This is a genomic window from Streptomyces sp. NPDC028368 (assembly GCF_055565615.1).
Genome location: NZ_JBVHTY010000003.1, coordinates 70,487 through 84,473 on the forward strand (window position 1 = coordinate 70,487; position 13,987 = coordinate 84,473).

Annotated in this window: 13 protein-coding genes; 8 read left to right on the forward strand and 5 right to left on the reverse strand. The window is 72.1% G+C overall.

Annotated elements, in window-relative coordinates; genetic code table 11:
- Window positions 1–154 precede the first annotated feature (154 nt).
- Window positions 155–1,009 carry a hypothetical protein gene (locus tag ACZ4S3_RS07355; RefSeq protein ID WP_467927590.1) on the reverse strand — a complete coding sequence of 285 codons (855 nt, stop codon included), beginning with the start codon at window positions 1,007–1,009 and terminating at the stop codon, window positions 155–157.
- A gap of 116 nt (window positions 1,010–1,125) precedes the next feature.
- Between ACZ4S3_RS07355 and ACZ4S3_RS07360 the strand changes: the two genes are divergently transcribed.
- Window positions 1,126–1,530: a hypothetical protein gene (locus tag ACZ4S3_RS07360; protein WP_467927592.1), complete on the forward strand. Its 405-nt coding sequence runs from the start codon at window positions 1,126–1,128 to the stop codon at window positions 1,528–1,530.
- A gap of 17 nt (window positions 1,531–1,547) precedes the next feature.
- Window positions 1,548–2,738, forward strand: coding sequence for a glutathionylspermidine synthase family protein (locus ACZ4S3_RS07365; RefSeq protein WP_467927597.1), 1,191 nt, complete (start codon window positions 1,548–1,550; stop codon window positions 2,736–2,738).
- 28 nt (window positions 2,739–2,766) lie between these two features.
- Here ACZ4S3_RS07365 and rocD read toward each other — a convergent pair whose 3' ends face one another.
- The gene (gene rocD, locus ACZ4S3_RS07370) at window positions 2,767–3,978 is read right to left on the reverse strand and encodes an ornithine--oxo-acid transaminase (RefSeq protein WP_467927601.1); all 1,212 of its coding nucleotides are present in this window, start codon (window positions 3,976–3,978) and stop codon (window positions 2,767–2,769) included.
- A 233-nt stretch (window positions 3,979–4,211) separates the two neighbouring features.
- On the opposite strand from rocD, the gene ACZ4S3_RS07375 reads away from it, so the two are divergent.
- The 3 genes from ACZ4S3_RS07375 to ACZ4S3_RS07385 all read left to right on the forward strand — a co-directional run bounded on the left by ACZ4S3_RS07375 (window position 4,212) and on the right by ACZ4S3_RS07385 (window position 7,436).
- Window positions 4,212–5,501 carry a serine hydroxymethyltransferase gene (locus ACZ4S3_RS07375; protein ID WP_467927604.1) on the forward strand — a complete coding sequence of 430 codons (1,290 nt, stop codon included), beginning with the start codon at window positions 4,212–4,214 and terminating at the stop codon, window positions 5,499–5,501.
- 124 nt (window positions 5,502–5,625) lie between these two features.
- On the forward strand, window positions 5,626–6,636 hold the full coding sequence (gene trpS / locus ACZ4S3_RS07380) for a tryptophan--tRNA ligase (RefSeq protein WP_467929576.1): 1,011 nt from the start codon (window positions 5,626–5,628) through the stop codon (window positions 6,634–6,636).
- Between the two features lie 218 nt (window positions 6,637–6,854).
- The gene (locus ACZ4S3_RS07385; RefSeq protein ID WP_467927607.1) at window positions 6,855–7,436 is read left to right on the forward strand and encodes a 2'-5' RNA ligase family protein; all 582 of its coding nucleotides are present in this window, start codon (window positions 6,855–6,857) and stop codon (window positions 7,434–7,436) included.
- Between the two features lie 26 nt (window positions 7,437–7,462).
- Here the strand turns inward: ACZ4S3_RS07385 and ACZ4S3_RS07390 are convergent, their stop codons facing one another.
- Together ACZ4S3_RS07390 and ACZ4S3_RS07395 are read right to left on the reverse strand one after the other, a co-directional pair.
- Complete coding sequence (locus ACZ4S3_RS07390) at window positions 7,463–8,218, reverse strand: decaprenylphospho-beta-D-erythro-pentofuranosid-2-ulose 2-reductase (RefSeq protein ID WP_467927611.1); 756 nt, start codon at window positions 8,216–8,218, stop codon at window positions 7,463–7,465.
- 63 nt (window positions 8,219–8,281) lie between these two features.
- Entirely contained in the window at window positions 8,282–9,655 is a 1,374-nt protein-coding gene (locus ACZ4S3_RS07395) for an FAD-binding protein (protein WP_467927614.1), read from the reverse strand.
- 239 nt (window positions 9,656–9,894) lie between these two features.
- Between ACZ4S3_RS07395 and ACZ4S3_RS07400 the strand changes: the two genes are divergently transcribed.
- The 3 genes from ACZ4S3_RS07400 (at window position 9,895) to ACZ4S3_RS07410 (ending at window position 12,527) form a co-directional block, all read left to right on the forward strand.
- Window positions 9,895–10,311 (forward strand): phosphatase PAP2 family protein, encoded by a 417-nt coding sequence (locus tag ACZ4S3_RS07400; protein ID WP_467927616.1) that lies wholly within the window; start codon window positions 9,895–9,897, stop codon window positions 10,309–10,311.
- Entirely contained in the window at window positions 10,304–11,275 is a 972-nt protein-coding gene (locus tag ACZ4S3_RS07405) for a decaprenyl-phosphate phosphoribosyltransferase (protein WP_467927619.1), read from the forward strand. Before ACZ4S3_RS07400 ends, ACZ4S3_RS07405 begins: the two co-directional genes overlap by 8 nt.
- 274 nt (window positions 11,276–11,549) lie before the next feature.
- Window positions 11,550–12,527 (forward strand): YihY/virulence factor BrkB family protein, encoded by a 978-nt coding sequence (locus ACZ4S3_RS07410; protein WP_467927622.1) that lies wholly within the window; start codon window positions 11,550–11,552, stop codon window positions 12,525–12,527.
- Between the two features lie 54 nt (window positions 12,528–12,581).
- On the opposite strand, the gene ACZ4S3_RS07415 is transcribed toward ACZ4S3_RS07410, so the two are convergent.
- A complete protein-coding gene (locus tag ACZ4S3_RS07415) occupies window positions 12,582–13,982 on the reverse strand; it encodes a D-alanyl-D-alanine carboxypeptidase family protein (protein ID WP_467927625.1) in 1,401 nt (466 codons plus the stop codon).
- Window positions 13,983–13,987 lie beyond the last annotated feature (5 nt).

Sequence of the window (13,987 nt, forward strand, 5' to 3'; positions counted from 1 at the left end):
GCCTGGTCCCCTGATCCTTCGAACGTACGACGTACCGGCCGGATTACCCTACGGGCCGTGCGCCCGGGGATTCCACGGCGTTTCCGCGCCCCCCGCCCGGCCGCCGGCCGCCCGCACCCGGGAGCCCCCCCCGTACCGGCAACTCCCGTCGCACTCACGACGGTTCGGGTGACCGCTCCGCGGCCGGCGCCTCCCCGAACCGCGCCAGGGCCAGCGCCCCCGCCACCGCCAACGCGAAACCGGTCACCGCCAGCGGCGCCAGGCCCGCGCGGGTACGGTCGCCGAGCCAGGCGACGCCGACCAGGGCGGGGCCGATGGTTTCGCCGATCACCATGCCGGCGGTGGCGGTGGTCACCGAACCGCGCTGGAAGGCGGAGGTCAGCAGGAGGAAGGCGGCGCCGCCGCCGATCAGCAGGGCGTAGGTCGCGGGGTTGGTGAGGAGGCCGGACGGTGAGAAGTCGTCGATGAGGCGTACGGCGACCTCCACCACCCCGAAACCGAACCCCGCGCCCAGGCCGAGGACCGCCGCGCGGGCACGGTCCGGGAGCCGGCCGGCCAGCGCGCCGGAGGCGAGCACGGCGAGCGCGAAGACCAGTACCGCGACGCGGAGTCCGGAGCCGCCCCGCAGATGCCCCTCCGCGCCGGACGAGAGCCCCAGCAGCGCGAGACCGCCGCAGACCGCGCCCACCGCCCCCCACTCGGCGCGGCTGAGCCGGGTGTGCAGCACCGGCGCCGCGACCACCGCCGTCACCGCGAGGGTCGCCGCGAGCGCCGCCCCGACCGCATAGATCGGCAGCGACCGCAGCGCCACCAGCTCCAGGAGGAAACCGACCCCGTCCAGGGCGAGTCCGAGCAGGTAGCGCCACTGTGTCAGCACCCGCAGCAGCAGGCGCGGATCCACACCGGAGGCGGTGCCCGGTGGGGTCGTCCGGGCCGCCACGGCCTGGAAGACGGAGGCGGTACCGAAGCACACAGCCGACGCAAGCGCGCAGATCATCCCGAGGACCATGAAGCGACTTTAGGGGGAGAAGTCGGAACCGGGGCAGGGCCTTCCTGGTGAGCGGAAAGCCACCCCCCTAGGCTGGCCCCCGTTCAGACACGGACGGCAACGGGGGAGACGAAGCGATGGCGGAGAAGGCACGGCGGCGGCTGCGGTCGAGCACGGTGATCCTGGGCGGGATGGGCGCTCTGGCCGCCGCTCTGACGTCCTGCGGCTCAGAGCCGGACAAGCGCTGTGTGGACCGCAACAGCTATGCCGAGGGAACGGGTTACCGCGTCGTCGACGCCAAGAACTGCTCGGCGGGCGGCGGCTCGTCCTCCGGAAGCAGCGGTACGAGTGGCGGTTACGGCAAGAACGGCCGCGGCGGCGCGACGGGCAAGCAGTCCGTGGACGCCCAGTGGTACTACGGGGCAGACAAGCCGAGCGGCCGGTTCGCCGACGAGGGGACGTTCAGCAAGAGCACGGCCGTCAACCGCGGCGGCTTCGGCTGCTCGGGCTCGCACGGTTCGCACGGCTCCTACGGCGGCTGAGCGGACCGGGCGCCGAGATGAAACGCCACACCACCGACCCCCGCCCCCACTGGCAGCAGACCGTCGAGTCGCAGGGCCTGATCTACCCGCTCACCCGCTATCCGGACGATTCGCTGCGCCCGTACTGGGACGAGAGCGCGTACTACTCCTTCTCGCTCCCCGAGGTCGAGGCGCTGGAAGACGTCGTCGAGGAGCTGCACGGGATGTGCCTGGCCGCGGCCGCGCACATCGTGGAGCGGGGCCGTTTCGGCGATCTCGGGATCGACGATCCGCGGCTGGCCGGGCTCGTCGCCGAGTCCTGGCGGCGGCGGGACGAACTCCCCTCCGTCTACGGGCGGTTCGATCTGCATTACGACGGCAGCGGGCCGGCCAAGATGCTGGAGTACAACGCCGATACGCCGACCTCGCTGGTCGAGGCGGCCAGTCCACAATGGTTCTGGATGGAGGAGCGCTTCCCCGGCGCCGACCAGTGGAACTCGTTGCACGAGCGGCTGGTGGCGGCCTGGAAGCGGCAGGCGGCCCTGCTGCCGCCGGGGGCGCCGCTGCACTTCGCGCACTCGGCGGCCGATGAGCTCGGCGAGGACCTGATGACCGTCGCCTATCTGGAGGAGACGGCGCAGCAGGCCGGTCTGGAGACCGTGGCGATCCCCATGGAGGACATCGGCTGGGACCGCCTCTCGGGCCGCTTCGTGGACCAGCGGCTGCGGTTCATCCGGGCCTGTTTCAAGCTCTATCCGTGGGAATGGCTGGCCACCGACGACTTCGGTCCGCACGTCCTGGACACCCTGGACAACGGCGGCGGTACCGGCTCCACCCTCTGGATCGAGCCGGCCTGGAAGATGCTGCTGTCCAACAAGGCGCTGCTGGCGGTGCTGTGGGAGCTGTTCCCCGGGCATCCGAATCTGCTGCCCGCCTACCTTGACGGGCCGCGGGAGCTGGCGCGGACGCGGGGGTATGTGGCCAAGCCGCTGCTCGGCCGGGAGGGCGCCGGGGTCACGCTGCACGAGCCGGGTGCGGAACCGGTGCTGCGCGGGCCCGAAGATCCTTGCTGTTACCAGGAGTTGGCGCCGCTGCCGGACTTCGACGGGAACCGGGTGGTGCTCGGTGCCTGGGTCGTGGAGGACGAGGCGGCGGGACTGGGGATCCGGGAGTCGGCGGGGCCGGTCACCGATGAATACGCGCGGTTCGTTCCGCATGTGATCCTTTAGGCCGCCGGGCGCCTGTCCGCGCCCCGGGCTACGCCTCCAGTACGCCCCGCAGCTGGTCGAGCCCCCAGGCCAGGTCCTCCTTGCTGATCGTCAGCGGCGGCGCGATCCGGATCGTGGCGCCATGGGTGTCCTTGACCAGCACCCTGCGCGCCATCAGCCGCTCCGAGACCTCCCGGCCGGTGCCGCGCGACGGGTTGATGTCCACGCCCGCCCACAGTCCGCGCCCGCGCACCGCGTCCACCGCGCCGCCGCCCGCCAGCGGCCCCAGCTCATCGTGCAGATGCCGGCCCAACTCCGTTGCCCGCGCCTGGAATTCGCCGGTCCGCAGCATCGCGATGACCTCCAGCGCCACCGCACACGCCAGCGGATTCCCGCCGAACGTCGACCCGTGCTCGCCCGGCGCGAAGACGCCCAGCACCTCGCGCGAGGACACCACCGCCGACACCGGGACCACCCCGCCGCCCAGCGCCTTGCCCAGGACGTACATGTCCGGGACCACGCCCTCGTGCTCGCAGGCGAAGGTCCGGCCCGTGCGGCCCAGCCCGGACTGGATCTCGTCGGCTATGAACAGCACGTTCCGGCCACGGGTCAGCTCCCGTACGCCCGCCAGATAGCCCGGGGGCGGCACCAGCACGCCCGCCTCGCCCTGGATCGGCTCCAGCAGCACGGCGACCGTGTGATCGTCGACGGCCGCCTCCAGCGCCGCGAGATCGCCGTACGGGACGATCTCGAAGCCAGGGGTGTACGGGCCGAAGCCGGCGCGGGCCTCCTCGTCCGTGGAGAAGGAGACGATGGTGGTGGTCCGGCCGTGGAAATTGTTGTCCGCGACGATGATCTTCGCCCGGCCGTCCGGGACGCCCTTGACCTGGTAACCCCACTTACGGGCGGTCTTCACCGCCGTCTCGACCGCCTCCGCGCCGGTGTTCATCGGCAGCACCAGCTCCATCCCGCACAGCTCGGCCAGCTGCGTACAGAAGTCGCCGAACCGGTCGTGGTGGAAGGCGCGGGAGGTGAGGGTGACCCGCTCCAGCTGGGCGGCGGCCGCATCCAGCAGCCGGCGGTTGCCATGGCCGAAATTCAGTGCGGAGTATCCGGCGAGCAGATCCAGATAGCGCCGGCCCTCCACATCCGTCATCCAGGCACCCTCGGCCGTGGCCACCACGACCGGGAGCGGGTGGTAGTTGTGCGCGCTGTGGGATTCGGCGGCGGCGATGGCCCGTTCCGTTTCCGTGGACGTCACCGGTGGCTCCGTTCGGTAGAGCGGGTGCCGGTGCCCGTGAGGTGCACGCGGCGCCCCTTTCCATTGTCACGCTCGATAGGCTGTGCGGTGCACACCGCGACTGGCGTACGGGGAAACGACCCCGAGGGAGCGGTGGGCGGCCGCATCAGCGGCCCCATCGCGAGGTGTCGCCCCGCCTGGGCACCCCGGGACCCGACCGGAGAACCGATCGCACGCCCCGGAGGAACATCCTCATGACGCTTCCCCTTTCCCACCCGCACCTCAGCGCCGCCGACCCCGAACTGGCCGCGCTCGTCGGTGCCGAGGAACTGCTGCAGGCCGACACCCTCCGCCTGATCCCCAGCGAGAACTACGTATCGGACGCGGTGCTCGAGGCCACCGGTACCGTCCTGCAGAACAAGTACAGCGAGGGATACGCGGGCCGTCGCTACTACGAAGGCCAGCAGAACATCGACCGCGTCGAGACGCTGGCCGTCGAGCGCGCCAAGGCCGTCTTCGGCGTCGAGCACGCCAACGTCCAGCCCTATTCCGGCTCGCCCGCCAACCTCGCCGCCTATCTCGCCTTCGCCCGGCCCGGCGACACGGTGCTCGGCATGTCCCTGCCGATGGGCGGCCACCTCACCCACGGCTGGGGCGTCTCGGCGACCGGGACGTGGTTCAACGGCGTGCAGTACGGCGTACGGGCCACGTCGGACCCGGAAACCGACGGCCGCATCGACTTCGACGAGGTGCGCGACCTCGCCCGCAAGGAACGCCCGAAGATCATCTTCTGTGGCGGTACGGCCGTCCCGCGCACCATCGACTTCGCCGCCTTCGGCGAGATCGCCCGCGAGGTGGACGCGGTACTCGTCGCCGACATCGCCCACATCGCCGGCCTGGTGGCGGGCGGCGCACACCCCTCGCCCGTACCGCATGCGGACGTCATCTCGACCACGACGCACAAGACCCTGCGCGGGCCCCGCGGCGCCATGCTGATGTCCCGCGCCACGCACGCCAAGGCCATCGACAAGGCCGTCTTCCCGGGCCTGCAGGGCGGTCCGCACAACCACACCACCGCGGCCATCGCGGTCGCTCTGCGTGAGGCGGCCGCCCCGTCCTTCCGGGACTACGCGCACGCCGTGGTCGCCAACGCCAAGGCGCTCGCCGAGGCGCTGCTGGCGCGCGGCTTCGACCTGGTCTCCGGCGGCACCGACAACCACCTGGTACTGATCGATCTCACGTCCAAGGACGTCCCGGGCAAGGTCGCCGCCAAGGCCCTGGACCGCGCCGGGATCGTCGTCAACTACAACACCGTCCCCTTCGACCCCCGCAAGCCCTTCGACCCCTCGGGCATCAGGATCGGCACCCCGTCGCTCACCTCCCGGGGCCTGGGCACAGACCGGATGCCGCAGGTCGCGGAGTGGATCGAGCGGAGCGTGACGGCCGCGCGGACGGGCGACGAGGCGGCCCTGGCGGCGATCCGGGGCGAGGTCGCGGAGCTGATGGCCGACTATCCGGCACCGGGGCTGCCGACGGCCGGCTGACCGGCGAACCGGGGCGCTGCCCGACCACGCGCCGGGCGGCGCCCCCGGACCTGAGACAATCGGTGCCATGGCTCTCGATCGCCCGACCGTCGCCCACCACCACCCTCAGGGGAATGGCTCCGCCATGCAGCGTCCTCCGCGAGTGCTCTCCGGTATCCAGCCCACCGCCGGGTCGTTCCACCTCGGCAACTACCTCGGCGCGGTGCGCCAGTGGGTGGCGTTGCAGGAGTCCCACGACGCCTTCTACATGGTCGTCGACCTGCACGCGATCACCGTCCCGCAGGACCCCGCGGAGCTGCGGCGCAACACCCGGATCGCCGCCGCGCAGCTGCTGGCCGCCGGCCTCGACCCGGAGCGCTGCACGCTCTTCATCCAGAGCCATGTGCCCGAGCACGCTCAGCTCAGCTGGGTCATGAACTGCGTCACCGGCTTCGGCGAGGCCAGCCGGATGACCCAGTTCAAAGACAAGTCGGCGAAGCAGGGCCAGGACCGTACGACGGTCGGGCTGTTCACCTATCCCGTGCTGATGGTCGCCGACATCCTGCTCTACCAGGCCGACCAGGTCCCGGTCGGCGAGGACCAGCGCCAGCACCTGGAGCTGACCCGCGACCTCGCGGACCGCTTCAACACCCGCTTCGGCGACACCTTCACGATCCCGAACCCGTACATCGTCAAGGAGACGGCGAAGATCTTCGATCTTCAGGACCCGTCGATCAAGATGAGCAAGTCGGCGTCCTCGCCCAAGGGCATCATCGACCTCCTCGACGACCCCAAGGCCACCGCGAAGAAGGTCAAGAGCGCGGTGACCGACACCGACACGGTCATCCGCTTCGACCGCGAGGAGAAGCCGGGCGTCAGCAATCTCCTGACGATCCTCTCCACGCTCACCGGTACATCCGTCCCGGACCTGGTGCAGTCCTACGAGGGCAAGATGTACGGCGCTCTCAAGACCGACCTCGCCGGGGTGATGGTCGATTTCGTCACACCCTTCCGGGACCGTACGCAGGAATATCTGGACGACCCCGAGACGTTGGACGCGATCTTGGCCAAGGGTGCGGAGAAGGCCCGCTCGGTGGCCGCCGAGACCCTCGCCACCACGTATGACCGGCTCGGATTCCTGCCGGCCAAGCACTGAGCGGACGGCCCGCGAGGCCGGTTTCGACCGGCTTCGCGGGCGGCCCGGGGCCCGGTCCCCGCATCCGGGGGCCGAAGTGCCCGCCGGTAACAGCGCCGAGGCCGCTCCCCGTCGCGGGCGCGTACCCGGCACACTGATAGCCGGTGCGTGAGAGCGTGCCGCTTTGGGACGTGGCGCTGTGGGACGAGGCGCCTTTGGACTTCAGGAGGGAGAGCGCCGTGCGGACCGTAACGCTGGGCGTTTCGATCGCGGTCCCGGAGCCTTACGGAAGCTTCCTGCAAAGGAAGCGCGAGGGCTTCGGGGATCCCGCCGCACACGGCATCCCCACCCACATCACCCTCCTCCCGCCGACGGAGGTCACCGTCGGGGCGCTGCCCGCCATCGAGGCCCACCTCGCCGAGGTCGCCGCCACCTTCCGGCCCTTTCCGCTCCGCCTGGAGGGCACGGACACCTTCCGCCCGCTCTCCCCGGTCGTCTTCGTGAAGGTCGCCGAGGGCGAGGCGGGCTGCACGGCGTTGCAGGCCCGGGTCCGCGCCGCCTCCGGCCCGTGCGCCCGCGAGCTGGCATTCCCGTACCACCCGCATGTCACGGTCGCGCACGGCATCGCCGAGGAGGCGATGGACCGCGCGCACACCGAGCTGAAGGACTTCTCGGCGACGTGGACGATCGGCGGCTTCGCGCTCTATCAGCAGGGCGCGGACGCGGTCTGGCGGCTGGAGCGGGAGTATCCGTTCGGCCCGCAGACGGCGGGCGTGCCGCGGCAGGCGGACCTCTCGCGGCCGCCGGCCCCCGCTTCGTAGCCCGCGCCCCGGCCCCCAGGCGTTCCTTACCGGGGCAGCTTGCGGAACGCCGCGCGGGGTACGTGCCGTAGCGCCGACATCACATAGCGCAGCGAGCCCGGCACCCAGACGGTCTCGGCGCGCCGCCGCAGCCCGTTCTCGACCGCTTCGGCGACGGCCTCCGGGGTGGTCGCCAGGGGAGCGGCGTCCAGGCCGGCCGTCATCTTGGTGCGGACGAATCCGGGCCGTACGGCCATCACGTGCACGCCGGTCCCGTGGAGGGAGTCGCCGAGGCCCTGGGTGAAGGCGTCCAGCCCCGCCTTGCTCGATCCGTAGATGAAGTTCGAGCGCCGGGCCCGCTCGGCGGCCACCGAGGACAGCACGACCAGCGAGCCGTGCCCCTGGCGCCGCAACGCCTGGCCGCAGATCAGGGCGGCGGAGAGGGCGCCGGTGTAGTTGGTCTGGGCGACCCGGACCGCCTGCGGCGGGTCGTGCTCGTCGCGTGGCTGATCACCGAGCACGCCGAAAGCCAGCAGCACCATGTCGAGATCGCCCGCGGCGAAGACGGTGCCCAGGATCTCCTCGTGGCGGGCCGTCTCGAGCGCGTCGAACGCGACCGTACGCACCTGGGCGCCGAGGGCCCGCAGACGGTCCGCCGCCTCCTCCAGCGCGGGCGAGGCCCGTCCGGCCAGCCAGACGGTACGGGTGCGCCGGCCGGCCAGCCGGGCGGCGGTGGCGAGCGCGATCTCGGAGGTACCGCCGAGGACGAGAAGGGACTGCGGGAGGCCGAAGGCGTCTTTCACGGGTGCGTCCTTGGGGAGTTCCGGGGGGAGTTGGAGGCTGGGGCCCTGACGGCCGTAAGGCCCCTAGAGGTCAAGCCGCCGCGCCAGGTCCGACCTGAGCACCCCGCCCGGGTCCAGCTCGGCGCGCAGCGCGCGGAAGTCGGGGAGGCGGGGGTACATCGCGGCCAGCAGTTCGGGCCGCAGCCGCGCGTCCTTCGCCAGGTACACCCGCCCGCCCGCCCCCGCGACCTCCTCGTCCAGCCTGTCCAGGAAGGCGCCGAGGCCGGGCAGCCGGGCGGGGATGTCGAGCGCCAGCGTCCAGCCCTCGGCGGGGAAGGACAGCCAGCCGGGGTCGGCGGCGCCGAAGCGTTTGAGGACGGCGAGGAACGACGGGCAGCGGCGGTCCGCGATGCGCCGCACGATGCGCCGCAGCGTCTCCTCCTGCCCGTGCCCGACCACGAACTGGTACTGCACGAAGCCGCCCCGCCCGTAGACCCGGTTCCAGTGCGGTACGCCGTCCAGGGGGTGGAAGAAGGCGGAGAGCTTCTGCAGTTCGCCGGTGCGGTGGCGGGGCGCCGTGCGGTACCAGAGGGTGTTGAAGGCGGCTACGGACGGGCGGCCGAGGAGCCCCGGGGGCAGCGGGGGCGCGGGCGGTAGCCGCAGGGGGCGGAAGGCGAGCGGGGCGCGGCGGGCGCGGGGCGGGAGGGCGTCGGGCGGCGCGTGGTCGCCGCGGGTGAGGACCGAGCGGCCCGTCGCGCGGCCGCGCGCCAGGAGATCGATCCAGGCCACGGAGTAGCGGTAGAGGTGATCGGTGGCCGTCATGCGGGCCATCAAGTCATCGAGGTCCGTGGTGCGTTCGGTGTCGACGGACATCAAGGACGTGCGTACGGGCAGGAGTTGGAGGGTCGCGGCGAGGATGACGCCGGTCAGGCCCATGCCGCCGGCCGTGGCGTCGAAGAGGTCGGTACCCGGGCGTACGGCACGCACCTCGCCGTCCGCGGTGAGGAGGTCGAGGGACCGTACATGGCGGGTGAAGGAGCCGGAGCGGTGGTGGTTCTTGCCGTGGATGTCCGCGCCGATCGCGCCGCCGACCGTCACATAGCGGGTGCCGGGGGTGACCGGCACGAACCAGCCCCGCGGCAGCAGCGCCCGCATCAGCCGGTGCAGGCTCACCCCCGCCTCGCACACCACGACGCCCGCCTCGGTGTCGACGGCGCGGATGCGGTCCAGCCGGGTCATGTCCCAGACGGTGCCGCCGGCGTTCTGCGCGGCATCGCCGTACGCCCGGCCGAGCCCGCGCGGGATGCCGCCGCGCGGCCCGCCGTCCCGTACGGCGGCCAGTTCGGCGACCGCCTCGGCCGGCGAACCGGGGCGGACGAGCCGGGCGGCGGTGGGGGCGGTGCGGCCCCAGCCGGTGAGCGGGGTGAGGGCGGCCATCGGGGCGGTGTCGGACGGCATGCGGGCGACGGTAGTGCCGACTGTCGGGCCAGGGGCCGCTGGTGGGGCCTCGCTCGCCTTCTCCTCGCCGAAAGGAGTGATTAATGGTGTGGATGGGCTAATAGTAAGGAAATTCGGCCATCGGGGAGTGAGGGTCGAGGGGAGGACGTCCGCGCACACGACGTCCCGCACACGACGTCCTGGCCACGGCGTCCCGGCAATGACGCAGGGATCGCCGTGACCTCTCGGACCGGATGGAGATGAGTCCGCTGACCCCGGAAGAGATCGACCACCGTCTGCTCGTGGCGCTGCGCGACTGCGGCGCGAACGCGCGGGTCGCCACCGTCGCCCGCACCCTCTCCCGCGGCGGTGAACACGGCGCGCTCTGGCTCGCCGCCGGGCCGGCCGGTGCCGCCGCCGACCCGCGCAGGCGCGCCACCTGGCTGCGCGGTACGGCCCTGATAGCCGGCGCGCACCTGGCGAGCGCGGGCCTCAAGCGGGTCGTACGACGTCCCCGCCCCGCCCTCCAGGACCGCGCGCCCCTCGTCCGTACCGCAGGGCTCCACTCCTTCCCCAGCTCGCATGCCACCTCGGCCGCGGCGGCAGCCGTGACGCTGGGCGCGCTGCGCCCGGCCGGCATACCCGGCGGGTCCGTCCCCGGGGGTGGCCATGACTGAGCGCACCGCCCTCCTGAAGGAGCCGCCCCCGCGGCCCACGGCCCGGATCGCCCCGGCCCGCCTGACGGTCCGTCGCCTGCGGCCGGCCGGCCTGGCGCTGGGCCTGCTGCGTACCGCACGTCCGCGTCAGTGGATCAAGAATGTCCTCGTCCTGGCCGCCCCGGCCGCCGCGGGTGACCTCTTCCGCCCCGGCGCCCTTCCCCAACTCGCCCTGGTCTTCGTGCTGTTCACCGCCGCCGCGGCCGCGGTCTATCTCCTCAACGACGCCCGGGACGCGACCGCCGACCGGGCGCACCCCGACAAGTGCCGCCGCCCGGTGGCCGCCGGCGAGGTCCCCGTGCCGCTCGCGTACGGAGCCGGCGGCGTGCTCGCCGTCCTGGTGCCGATAGCCACCGCGGCGCTCTGTAACACCGCTACAGCCGGGCTGATCGCCGCGTACCTCCTGATACAACTCGCCTACTGCATCAGCCTCAAGCACGTCCTGGTCGTCGATCTCACCGTCGTGACCAGCGGATTTCTGATGCGGGCAATGGTCGGCGGATGCGCGCTGGGCATCCCGCTCTCCCGCTGGTTCCTGATCACCGCCGGCTTCGGCGCCCTGTTCATGGTCGCCGCCAAGCGGTACTCCGAGGCGCTCCAGATGACATCGAAGCGGGGCGAGACCCGGGCGCTGCTGCGCGAGTACACCGACGGCTATCTGCGCTTCGTATGGCAGCTGGCGGCCGGTGGCGCGGTCCTCTCGTACTGCCTGTGGGCGCTGGAGAGCGGTGGTACGAGCGCGGGCCTGCTGCCCTGGCGCCAGCTGTCGATGGTGCCGTTCCTGCTCGCCGTACTGCGCTACGCCGTCTTCGCCGACCGCGGTACGGCCGGCGCGCCGGAGGACGTACTGCTGCGGGACCGGGCGCTGGCGGTCATCGGGCTGGTGTGGATCGCGCTGTACGCGATGGCCGTCGCGGACGTGTGACAGGGCGCGGATACGGGGTAGCCGAACCATCCGGAGGCTAGGGCCTGTCGTTTGGATCAGGTCGGGCTCGCGGGGTCTGGCACGCGCATCTGCGGCGTTGTCGTCAATCAGCAATGCTCCGCGTTGCCTCAATCCTCCGCCTTGCAGCTGCACGCACCAGACCCCGCTCCCTAATCCGACCTGATCCAAACGACAGGCCCTAGTGTTCCGGATGACGTGGCCGGGCCGGACAAGACGGCCCGGCCGGGGCGGACAAGGGGGACGGGCGGACACCATGAACTGGCTGACCACACTGCCGGTGATCGGACCGGCCGCGAGATGGCTGATGACCACGCACCTCTGGCGCGCCTACGAGCGCATGCTGCGGGTGCACTGGACCAGGCTCGCCGCCGCGATCACCTTCACCAGCTTCATCGCGCTCTTCCCGCTGCTGACCGTCGGCGCCGCGATCGGCGCCGCGGTGCTCAACGACAGCCAACTGCACAAGCTGGAAGGCAAACTCGCCGAGCAGGTCCCCGGCATTTCCGGCCAGCTCGACCTGGCCGGTCTGGTCAACCACGCCACCACGGTCGGCCTGATCGCCGGTGCGCTGCTGCTGTTCACCGGCCTCGGCTGGGTCGACGCGCTGCGCGACTGCCTGCGCGCGGTGTGGGAGAAGGGCGACGAGGACACCAACTTCTTCCTCGGCAAGCTCCGGGACGGCGCCTTGCTGATCGGTCTCGGCGGCGTGGCGCTGGTCTCCGTCGCCTGCTCGGCCTTCGCGGCCGCCGCGGTGGGCAAGGCGGCCGACGCGATCGGCCTGCCGGAGGGCGGCATCGGCGCCGTCCTGCTCTCCGTCGCCGGCTTCTGCATCGCCGTCCTCACGGACTTCCTGCTGCTGGTCTACGTCCTGACCAAGCTGCCCGGCGCCCACCCGGGCCGGCGCGCCGTCGTGATCGCCGGTCTGATCGGCGCGGTCGGCTTCGAGGTGCTGAAGCTGCTGCTCAGCGGCTATCTGAGGGGTGTCGCCGCGCGGAGCATGTACGGGGCGTTCGGCACGCCGATCGCGCTGCTGCTGTGGATCAACTTCACGGCGAAGCTGCTGGTGTTCTGCGCGGCGTGGACGGCTACGGCGGAGGCAGAGGCCGAGGCGGAGGCGGAGGCAGAGGCCGAGGCCGAGCCGGGGAAGAGGGACGAGGGCGAGGCCGACGAGGCCGACGGAGGCGACGAGGCCGACGGGGGCAAGAAGGGCGATGACGGCGAGGGGCGATAGGGGGGCGGAGCCCGTCGGGCCCCGCCCCCCTACGTGATCACCCGCCGCAGCGGATCACCTTTCCCGCGTCCGCCGCCGCCGACGCATCACCATCGCCACCGCTCCCAGCAGGACCAGCGCGCCCCCGGCGATTCCCACCGCCGTCCACGTGCCCCCCGTGTTGTCGGTGGACTGCAGCGCCGTCCCGCCGTCCTGCCCGTTCTTGCCGCCGGCCTGGGAGTGGTCCTTCCCGTGGGCCGCCCGGTCCTCCTCGTTCTTGGGCCCGACGAGCCGGCCGACCGGCTCCACCTTGTCGGCCACCGCGAAACCCCAGTCCAGGAGCCGGGCGGCCTCCCGGTAGCCCTCGTTGTGCTCCTTCTTCTGCGGGTTCATGACCGTGACGAGGAGGGTGCGGCCACCGCGCTTGGCGAGCCCGGTGAACGTCGATCCGGCATTCGTGGTGGAGCCGTTCTTCACGCCGGCGATGCCCGGGTACGGCTTTATGTCGTAGTCGCCGCTGAGCAGCCGGTTGGTGTTCTGGATCCCGAACGTCTTCCGCTTGCCCTTCTTCTCCTCCTCGCCCGGGAACTGCGCGCTCGCCGTCGAGCAGTACTCGCGGAAGTCGGCGTTCTGCAGCCCGGCGCGGGCGAAGAGGCTCAGGTCGTACGCGCTGGAGACCTGGCCGGGCGCGTCATAGCCGTCCGGTGTGACGACATGCGTGTCGGTGGCATTCAGCTCCTTCGCGCGCTTTTGCATCTCGGCGACCGTGGCCTCCGTACCGCCGTTCATCGCCGACAGCGCATGCACCGCGTCGTTGCCGGACCGCAGGAACACCCCGAGCCACAGGTCGTGCACGGTGTAGGTGAGGTTCTCCTTTATCCCCACCATGCTGCTGCCCACGCCCATCCCCTTCAGGTCGGCCGACCTGACCGTGCGCTTCTCGTCCTTGGGGAACTTCGGCAGCACCGTGTCGGCGAACAGCATCTTCAGCGTGCTGGCCGGCGCCAGCCGCCAGTGCGGGTTCTTGGCGGCCAGCACCTTGCCGGACTCGGCGTCCGAGATGATCCACGAACGGGCGGTGAGCGCGTCCGGACCCGGCAGCTTCGGCGCCCCGGCCGTCAGCTGCCCCACCTGGACGCCGGGCCGGCCCAGCCGGTCCCCGCCCAGCTGCGACATCTTGGCGGGCGGCGCGGGAGCCTTGGGCGGCAGCTTGCCGTCCTCGGGGGCGGCGTAGGCGGTGCCGGCCAGCAGCGGCGATGCCAGCAGCGCGGCGGAGGCGAGCGCGGCCACGGCGCGCGCCGGGCGGCGCGGGGGCGCGGCGTGGCCGGGTGCGCCGGGGGGCGTCGAAGGGGTGGAAGCCGTGGAAGCAGCGAAGGTCGTCGGCACGTCGCTGAACGTACCCGGCCCGCCGCCCGCCCCCGGCATCACCCCACGGAAGAGTGCCCCACCCGACCGCCGGATGGAGGCCCTGCCCATACTGG

Bases quoted from the DNA above. Each gene is read 5' to 3' on its own strand.
- ACZ4S3_RS07360 (WP_467927592.1), top strand. From the start codon at position 1,126: ATGGCGGAGAAGGCACGGCGGCGGCTGCGGTCGAGCACGGTGATCCTG.
- ACZ4S3_RS07410 (WP_467927622.1), top strand. From the start codon at position 11,550: ATGAACTGGCTGACCACACTGCCGGTGATCGGACCGGCCGCGAGATGG.
- ACZ4S3_RS07405 (WP_467927619.1), top strand. From the start codon at position 10,304: ATGACTGAGCGCACCGCCCTCCTGAAGGAGCCGCCCCCGCGGCCCACG.
- ACZ4S3_RS07400 (WP_467927616.1), top strand. From the start codon at position 9,895: ATGAGTCCGCTGACCCCGGAAGAGATCGACCACCGTCTGCTCGTGGCG.
- ACZ4S3_RS07365 (WP_467927597.1), top strand. From the start codon at position 1,548: ATGAAACGCCACACCACCGACCCCCGCCCCCACTGGCAGCAGACCGTC.
- ACZ4S3_RS07395 (WP_467927614.1), bottom strand. From the start codon at position 9,655: ATGCCGTCCGACACCGCCCCGATGGCCGCCCTCACCCCGCTCACCGGC.
- ACZ4S3_RS07375 (WP_467927604.1), top strand. From the start codon at position 4,212: ATGACGCTTCCCCTTTCCCACCCGCACCTCAGCGCCGCCGACCCCGAA.
- ACZ4S3_RS07415 (WP_467927625.1), bottom strand. From the start codon at position 13,982: ATGGGCAGGGCCTCCATCCGGCGGTCGGGTGGGGCACTCTTCCGTGGG.
- trpS (WP_467929576.1), top strand. From the start codon at position 5,626: ATGCAGCGTCCTCCGCGAGTGCTCTCCGGTATCCAGCCCACCGCCGGG.
- ACZ4S3_RS07355 (WP_467927590.1), bottom strand. From the start codon at position 1,009: ATGGTCCTCGGGATGATCTGCGCGCTTGCGTCGGCTGTGTGCTTCGGT.